This window comes from Chryseobacterium sp. 27AL, from assembly GCF_057815395.1.
Genome location: NZ_JBYRIW010000026.1, coordinates 1 through 2,207 on the forward strand (window position 1 = coordinate 1; position 2,207 = coordinate 2,207).

Consider the following 2,207-nt stretch of genomic DNA (forward strand, 5'->3'; position numbering starts at 1 on the left):
CGGCAGTGAGGGCATGGGTGCTAAGGTCCATGTCCGAGAGGGAAAGAACCCAGACCAACAGCTAAGGTCCCCAAATTTCTGTTAAGTTGAAGCAACGCGGTTGGACTGCATTGACAGCTAGGATGTTGGCTTGGAAGCAGCCATTCATTTAAAGAGTGCGTAACAGCTCACTAGTCGAGCGGTCCGGCATGGATAATAATCGGGCATAAACAGAATACCGAAGCTATGGATTTGTAATTATATTACATCTGGTAGGAGAGCATTCTATCGGCGTCGAAGCAGAGTCGTGAGGCTTTGTGGAGCTTATAGAAAAGAAAATGTAGGCATAAGTAACGATAAAGGGGGCGAGAAACCCCCTCACCGAAAGACTAAGGTTTCCTCAGCCATGCTAATCAGCTGAGGGTTAGTCGGGACCTAACGCGAACCCGAAAGGGGTAGTGGATGGACAATGGGTTAATATTCCCATACTTGCTCACACTAAAAAGGGGACGGTTGGATGTAGCTACTAAAGACGGACGGAAGTGTCAAGGCCTAGCCTTCGGGCGAAGCTGCTGTAGTGTAATCTGATCCAAGAAAAGCCGAAGTGAAGCAACCCGTACCAAAACCGACACAGGTGGTCGAGGAGAGAATCCTAAGGTGCTCGAGTGAGTCGTGGCTAAGGAACTAGGCAAAATAGTCTCGTAACTTCGGAAGAAGAGACGCCATCAGCAATGGTGGCCGCAGTGAAGAGGCCCAGGCGACTGTTTATCAAAAACACAGGACTCTGCTAAATCGAAAGATGCTGTATAGGGTCTGACACCTGCCCGGTGCTGGAAGGTTAAGGAAGGGCGTTAGGGTAACCGAAGCGTTTGACTGAAGCCCCAGTAAACGGCGGCCGTAACTATAACGGTCCTAAGGTAGCGAAATTCCTTGTCGGGTAAGTTCCGACCTGCACGAATGGTGTAACGATCTGGGCACTGTCTCAGCCACGAGCTCGGTGAAATTGTAGTATCGGTGAAGATGCCGATTACCCGCAATGGGACGAAAAGACCCTGTGAACCTTTACTATAACTTCGTATTGACTTTGAGTAAGTAATGTGTAGGATAGGTGGGAGGCTTTGAAGCCGGCACGCTAGTGTTGGTGGAGCCGACGTTGAAATACCACCCTTTACTTACTTGGAGCCTAACTTCTTTCAGAAGGACATTGCGTGGTGGGTAGTTTGACTGGGGTGGTCGCCTCCAAAAGAGTAACGGAGGCTTTCAAAGGTACCCTCAGCACGCTTGGTAACCGTGCGTAGAGTGTAATGGCATAAGGGTGCTTGACTGTGAGACCTACAAGTCGATCAGGTGCGAAAGCAGGACATAGTGATCCGGTGGTTCCGTATGGAAGGGCCATCGCTCATAGGATAAAAGGTACTCCGGGGATAACAGGCTAGTCTCCCCCAAGAGCTCACATCGACGGGGAGGTTCGGCACCTCGATGTCGGCTCGTCACATCCTGGGGCTGGAGAAGGTCCCAAGGGTTGGGCTGTTCGCCCATTAAAGTGGCACGCGAGCTGGGTTCAGAACGTCGTGAGACAGTTCGGTCTCTATCTATTGCGGGCGTTAGATGTTTGAGAGGGCTTGATTCTAGTACGAGAGGACCGAATTGAACAAACCTCTGGTGTATCAGTTGTACCGCCAGGTGCACCGCTGAGTAGCTATGTTTGGAAGAGATAAACACTGAAAGCATATAAGTGTGAAACTCGCCTCAAGATGAGACATCTTTTAAGGGTCGTGGGAGATGACCACGTTGATAGGCTACAGGTGTAAAGTTGGTAACAGCATAGCCGAGTAGTACTAATTACCCGTAGATTTATAGCCTAGATATAAGGTAATAAGTGATGAGTAATAGGTAATGAGCAATCTTAACCTAAGCCTCAACCTTACTTAAGCCTTATAAGTGCGACACTGGTTTTGCCTTTGTGATGAAATTTACCGATAAATCATTCAATATTCCGAATTTAAAATTCAATATTCAAAATTCAAAATCTTGAATAGGGAATGTAAGGAATCTTGAATATAATACAGCCTTTAGGGTGGTTTTAGCGGTGGGGCTCACCTGTTCCCATTCCGAACACAGAAGTTAAGCCCACCAGCGCCGATGGTACTGCGAATAGCGGGAGAGTAGGTCGCCGCCAGTTTTTTATTAAAAGTCTCATACAGCAATGTGTGAGACTTTTTGCGTTT

Annotated in this window: 2 rRNA genes; both read left to right on the forward strand. The window is 48.1% G+C overall.

The annotated features are described in order from the left end of the window. Positions 1-1,842: ribosomal RNA gene (locus tag AC3WV0_RS18005) — 23S ribosomal RNA — on the forward strand; the annotation flags it as partial. Between the two features lie 210 nt (positions 1,843-2,052). After that, positions 2,053-2,161, forward strand: a 5S ribosomal RNA gene (gene rrf, locus AC3WV0_RS18010). Positions 2,162-2,207: the final 46 nt, after the last annotated feature.